General features: G+C 62.5%; 5 protein-coding genes and 1 pseudogene. 5 read left to right on the top strand and 1 reads right to left on the bottom strand.

Going from position 1 to position 4,764, the window contains the following annotated elements; all coding sequences use genetic code 11:
• From A2J01_RS03485 to A2J01_RS03465, 5 genes and pseudogenes are all read left to right on the top strand, one after another.
• A pseudogene (locus A2J01_RS03485) lies at nucleotides 1–313 on the top strand (hypothetical protein); the annotation flags it as partial.
• Between the two features lie 10 nt (nucleotides 314–323).
• Nucleotides 324–728, top strand: coding sequence for a very short patch repair endonuclease (locus A2J01_RS03480; RefSeq protein WP_019746481.1), 405 nt, complete (start codon nucleotides 324–326; stop codon nucleotides 726–728).
• A 10-nt stretch (nucleotides 729–738) separates the two neighbouring features.
• Nucleotides 739–1,428: a DUF998 domain-containing protein gene (locus tag A2J01_RS03475; protein ID WP_007731663.1), complete on the top strand. Its 690-nt coding sequence runs from the start codon at nucleotides 739–741 to the stop codon at nucleotides 1,426–1,428.
• 79 nt (nucleotides 1,429–1,507) lie between these two features.
• Nucleotides 1,508–2,752: an alpha/beta hydrolase family protein gene (locus A2J01_RS03470; protein WP_064111957.1), complete on the top strand. Its 1,245-nt coding sequence runs from the start codon at nucleotides 1,508–1,510 to the stop codon at nucleotides 2,750–2,752.
• A gap of 98 nt (nucleotides 2,753–2,850) precedes the next feature.
• On the top strand, nucleotides 2,851–4,053 hold the full coding sequence (locus tag A2J01_RS03465; RefSeq protein ID WP_064111955.1) for a DUF6461 domain-containing protein: 1,203 nt from the start codon (nucleotides 2,851–2,853) through the stop codon (nucleotides 4,051–4,053).
• Nucleotides 4,054–4,126: 73 nt separating this feature from the next.
• Here A2J01_RS03465 and A2J01_RS03460 read toward each other — a convergent pair.
• Nucleotides 4,127–4,764 (bottom strand): cation:proton antiporter domain-containing protein (locus A2J01_RS03460; protein ID WP_197494142.1); only part of this gene is annotated, 638 nt, incomplete at its 5' end.

Here is a 4,764-nt window from a genome sequence, read left to right as displayed (position 1 = left end):
GACGCTCTCGAAGCGCTCGGGCCGAGGCAAGCGCGCGGTGGTCGGCGTTCCGGGAAAGGCCTGGGTGGATCTCGGCGCCGAGGACACCCGCTACGACCTCTTCGAGAAGGTCTACATCGGACTCTACGAACCCGATGGCGCAGTTCGGTTCTTCGACGTCGACGAGCCGCCGCCGCGCAACGGACGCCCCACCGAAGCTCAGACGCTCTCGTTCACCGACTTCGTGACCGTCGTGCACGGTGAAGTGGAGCGTCGCAACAGGTTTGCGCCCACCTGGTCCGATCCCGAAGACAGCGAAGATTCCGACGGCTGAGGGAACCACGGTGCCTGCGACGGATCCTGCCACCAGCGCTCGGATGAGCGCTCAGCGTCGGCGCGACACCAAACCCGAAATCGCACTTCGACGCGAGCTGCATCGACGCGGACTCCGGTACTTCGTGGATCGGGCGCCTGTCAAAGGTGTTCGCCGACGGGCCGATCTGGTATTTCCACGCCGCAAAGTCGCGGTGTTCGTGGACGGATGCTTCTGGCACAGCTGCCCGCAGCATGCGACGTTTCCCAAGAACAACGCGCAGTGGTGGACGGACAAATTGGCCGCCAACGTGGTTCGAGACCGCGACACCGATGCACGTCTGGCAGAGCAGGGTTGGACCGTCATCCGCATCTGGGAGCACGAAGATCCGCTGGTAGCGGCCGAACGCGTCCAGAAAGCCCTGCTCGGTCCGTAAGCTCGATTTCGTGAAGGAACGCAATGTTGCGCGGTGGGGTTTGGTGGCTGCGCTGGCTCTGGGCGGAATCGTCTACTCGTCGTGGATTCTCGAATTCTTCCTGGACACCGGCCTCGACCCGGTGACATCGTTCCTCAGCGAACTCGATGCCGAGAACCAGAAATACCGCGATGTCTTCGGTAACGCCGATGTCCTGTCCGCAATCTTGATGTTGATCTCCGGAGCGCTGGGTCTGCTGATCACGCCCCGGCGAAGGCTCTACGTCACGGGCTGGATTGCGCTGGCGGTGTTCGGCATCGCGACCATCGCCGACGCGTCGTTCCCCCTCGAATGCTCGGGCGAGGGTTGCCCGTCGAGCGCACCCGACGGTCTACTTCCGCAGCTCCACCATGTTCACGCGTTGACGAGCAGCGTGGCGGTCTTCGCGATCTTCACCGCGATGATCGCATTCACCGTGGGAGCGTTCAGGTATCGCGAGCACCCTTCTTTGCGGACGACGGGTCTGACCATTCTGATCCTGACTTCCCTTGCGACGGTGTGGATGTTGACGACCAACAGCATCGAAGTCTCCGGCGGCGGTAATCTCGGACTGGGTATCGCTCAACGTGCGCAGGTGCTGGGAATGTCGTTGTGGTTGTGCACCCTGGCATTTGCGATGTCGAGGCCGCCATCCACCGGGCTCCCGGCGTCGCCGCGCTGACAGGTTTTCCGGCAAGCGATTCGGGCGATCCTGGAACTACAACTGAAAATGGCTGCCCCGAACTAGCGAAGGTGTGCCCATGTCTCTCGCGTCGTCGTTCTTCGCCCATCCGCACCAGGCGTTCACTGCTGGTTTCTATCGCAACGAATCCTTCGACTTCGAGCTACGAGTCGTTCTCGGGCAAGCCACCTTCGGCGCGGCAGACACCGGCGAAGTGCTCTCGGCCGTCGCTCACGTCGGCGAGAAGGACCTCGAAGGCTGGTACGAGGCCTGGTTCGACCTCGGCACACGGGTATTCGGGCAGGCAGTAGAGGCAGCCGAGGCCGGGCATTCGCGAAGCGCGTCCAACGCGTACCTGCGGGCGGCGTCGTACTTCGGTGTGGCGATCAACGCAGTCGACGGTCTCAGCGACGATTCGGTTCTGGTCCCCACTTTCAAACGTCACCGACAGGCGTGGGACCGCTTCGTCGACACCACCTCCCAGCCCGTCGAACGCGTCCGGATCCCTTACGAGGACACCTACCTGCCCGGGTACTTCTTCCGGCCGCCCGGGGACGTGCGACGGCCGACGTTGATCATGGTGAACGGTAGCGACGGCCCGATCAGCGGGCTGTGGGGCAGCGGCGGTGCCGGGGCGCTCGAGCGGGGCTACAACGTGTTGATGTTCGACGGTCCCGGTCAGCAGTCGATGCTCTTCGAGCGCAACATCCCGTTCCGTCACGACTGGGAAGCCGTCATCACGCCCGTCGTCGACTATCTCGTGGACCGGCCGGACGTCGATGCGTCGAAGCTGGCGATGTACGGGATCAGTCAGGGCGGGTACTGGGTGCCGCAGTCGTTGGCGTTCGAGCATCGGATCGCGGCAGCGATCGCCGATCCGGGGGTCGTGGACGTGGCCGCGTCGTGGCTCGCCCACATCCCCAAGAACATGCAGAAGCTGCTCGACGAGGGGAAGTCGGAGGCCTTCGACCGCGACATGGCGATAGGGCTGGGAATGAAATTCTCCAAGGACAGCGCCCGAATCTGGCGTTTCCGAGCGCGTCCGTACCTCGCCGACGGCTACTACAACACTCTCGCCGAGGTTCGGAAGTACCACCTCGAACACGTCGCCGGCTCGATCTCCACTCCCCTGCTCATCACCGATCCGGAAGGCGAGCAATTCTGGCCCGGTCAATCCAAGCGCCTTGCCGCCCTCGCCGGCGGACCGACGACGGTGGTTCCCTTCACCGCTGCCGAGGGCGCGAACTTCCACTGCCAGCCCATGGCGAGGCGTCTGACTGATCAGCGGATGTTCGACTGGCTCGACGAGCAGTTGGATCTCTGAATCAGGCCCTCGAATCAACGATCGAATGATGGCGTATTTGCTGTGCGCTCGATGGAGTTCGGCATTCGTCGGGTATCGATCTGTGGAAGCGTGCGAGTGTGCCTACCTATCACGACTATGTGTGGATTCAGCAGTACCTCAACACGAGCCTGTCTCTCGGGTACTGCGCTGCACTCATCCCTCGGTCCACTCCCGCACAGGTGTTGAGTGCCCTCGGCGCCGACGAGAACACACAATCGGAGGCAATCGGGATCGCCGAACTCGGCGAGGTGATGTCCGATCTCACTGAACAGCCCGAGACAGCCGGGGCTGGGCAGGTAGTCGCAGTCGCGGCGGTGGGCGACGACAGCACACTGTTGATGCAGATCAACGGCGGTTCCTTCGCTATCTCCGAAGAATTGATGCGGCCCCTTCTATCCGATCGCGAGGTGGCTTCGCACTATCTCAGCGTCAATGCCGACAGCCAGTTCATCTGGTGGTCGAACGGCACACGCGTGGCTGAATTCGAACTCTTCGGATCCAGCCCGGTGGTCGGGGACGATCGGATGGTGGATTTGATTCTCGATGTCGGCGGAATCGGAATCGACGATGACGCCCAAGGCTATGCAGGTGAGTATGCGTTGGAGGGCGCCTTTGCTCTCGCCGAGGAGATCACCGGCGTCGCAGTCCCCGCCTCGCTATTCGTGGAAGGCCAATTTATGGTGGCCGTTGTCCCCAAGTCAGGACAGTCCCCCTCGGCAGATGTGCCATCTGAGGCTTCTCCGCGAAAGTCGCCCGCTGCGTGGAGCGAGGTAGCGCGACGTTACAAAGCGGCGGAACGGATTCCGCTACATGGGGTGATGTTCCGCGGGCGACCCCCCGGCGGTCGTCCCTCCGTGCGACTCGAATTCTGGTTCAAGCCGCGCACCTGCATCCGTCTCGAAGACGAGCAGGGAGTGCTGTTTCTGCAGAACCGACAGAAGCAGACGTGGTTCCGCACCGACGGGGTCCTCGAACGACGAAACGGCGGATACAGTCTCGACATCCATATCGAACAACTTCTCCAGATACACAGAACCTGGCCGTACACACCTTTCGCCGACCTACGCCCACCCGACACGACAGGGCGGGAAGTAGAGGTCGACGGGCGGAGAGCGTGGGAATTCGCGATGCCACCGGATTGGGCCGGCCGTGATGCCACGGTGGCGTTCGACGCGGAAACCGGGATCCCTTTGCGGTGGGCGGACCGAACGGGCAGCCATGAGATATCGGCGCTGGAAACCGGTATCGACGTCGACGACGGCTTTTTCTCCGGCCCCTGATAATCGAAGCAAGCGAGGCGTCTGACTGATCAGCGGATGTTCGACTGGCTCGACGAGCAGTTGGATCTCTGAATCAGGACACTTTCTCTTTCTTCGTCAACAGAGTGGCAATCATCGGCAACAGCAGAACCGTGATCGCCCCGGCCGCGACAAGAATCGACGCGTTGTCCGAGGACATCTGATGCGCGTCGACGGCCGCGCCCGTGACCGCCACGATCATGGGCAGGCCGGTAGCCCCGTACAACGCGACTTGCGCACTTTCGCGCGTGGTGAAGGGTGGTTCGACCTTCTCGAACTTGGTCACGAAGAACACCGGCACGCCGCGGACTACAACGATCAGGATCAAAAACGCAATCAGTATGCCGGGACTGGCGGCGACCGCCGAGACGTCGATCGCCATGCCTGAAGTGATGAAGAAAATCGGGATGAGGAACCCGAAGGCGATCCCGTCGAGCTTGATCTCGAGGCGCTCGTCGCCCTCTGGCATCAGTCGCCGCAGGATGAAGCCGGCGGCAAATGCACCGAGAATGACGTCGAGTGAGAACACAGCCGACAGCACTCCGAGGCTGACCAACAACAGAACGGTGAGGCGGACCGTCGTCTGCGCCGTCGTGTCCGCCCCTGCCCGCACCAGGCGATGTGTCCACGAGCCTTCGTGAATCAGCTTGCCGGGCAGCACCGCAACGATGACAGCGATCAAGGCGAAGACGG

The organism is Rhodococcus sp. EPR-134 (genome assembly GCF_001647205.1).
Classification (GTDB): Bacteria; Actinomycetota; Actinomycetes; order Mycobacteriales; family Mycobacteriaceae; genus Rhodococcus_F; species Rhodococcus_F qingshengii.
Note: the sequence above shows the minus strand (reverse complement) of the source record. Positions and strands in the feature narration are given on the sequence as shown.